Consider the following 1,101-nt stretch of genomic DNA (forward strand, 5'->3'; position numbering starts at 1 on the left):
CTAGTCCATTGAACCAGATGAATTGCACCGGATTCGTCGCGATGGATCGGAGTACTTCCATTTCAATGGGATCGCCTGCTTGTTGTATTGACGTATGTAACGCATGAGCTTTTTGTCGAGATCCTTGGTGCTGGTGAATACGCCACGCGCAATGACGTCGCGCTGGATGCGGGCAAACCAGTTCTCGACCTGATTCAGCCATGACGAATACGTGGGTGTGTAATGTATCGAGACTTTCGGATGGTCAGCCAGAAATGTTTGAACGGCGTCGGTTTTGTGGCTGCTCACGTTGTCGCAGATCACGTGGATCTCCTTTCCGCGCGACTGGGCCGATACCACCTCGGTGAGGAACGCGACAAACTGGGCGCTGGTATGGCGTGGCGCGGTTTTGCCCAGCACTTCGCCAGTTGCGACATTCAATGCGGCGAACAGGCTCAGGGTACCGTTGCGTTTGTATTCAAAGCCATGGCTCTCGGCGCGCCCGGGCGAGAGCGGCAACATCCGGTCCTTGCGATCGAGCGCCTGGATGGCTGTCTTCTCGTCCACGCAGAACACCACTGCATGCAACGGCGGATTGAGGTACAGCCCGATCACATCAGCGGCCTTGGCCTCAAAGTCGGGATCGTTGGACACCATGTGGGTATCGAGACGATGTGGCCGAATGTCGTGCTTGCGCCAGATACGCTGCACCGTCATGAAGGCCATACCCAGCTGCGCCGCCAGTTTGCGGCTGCTCCAGTGCGTCGAGCCATCGGCCGGCTTGCGTCGCAGCGTGAAGTCGAGCACTCTCGCTTCAAGGCCTGCCAGGTCAGGTCGCGGCGCGCGACCTGGATGTCTGCCGTACAGGCCAGCCAGGCGCTCACTGGTGAATCGCGTTTGCCACGTTGTGATGAAGCGCGAATCGCAGCGCAATTCAGCCATGATCGCCGCACGCGAGGCCCCTTCGTCGAGCAGCAGGATCAACCGCGCGCGCCTCACGTGGCCGACGGCCATCGTGCGGCTGCGCTGCATCGACATCAGTTCTTCGCGCTCGGTCTCACTCAGATTCATCTTGCCCATGCACTATTAGATCGGTGCAATTTCAATGGTTCAATGGACTAG

General features: G+C 58.6%; 1 protein-coding gene. It reads right to left on the minus strand.

Going from position 1 to position 1,101, the window contains the following annotated elements; translation table 11 throughout:
- Positions 1-1,059, minus strand: coding sequence for an IS630 family transposase (locus AB3X98_RS41965; RefSeq protein WP_368607196.1), 1,059 nt, complete (start codon positions 1,057-1,059; stop codon positions 1-3).
- Between the last annotated feature and the right edge of the window lie 42 nt (positions 1,060-1,101).

Source organism: Paraburkholderia sp. BR14312, from assembly GCF_040948675.1.
In the GTDB taxonomy this organism is placed as follows: domain Bacteria; phylum Pseudomonadota; class Gammaproteobacteria; order Burkholderiales; family Burkholderiaceae; genus Paraburkholderia; species Paraburkholderia nodosa_A.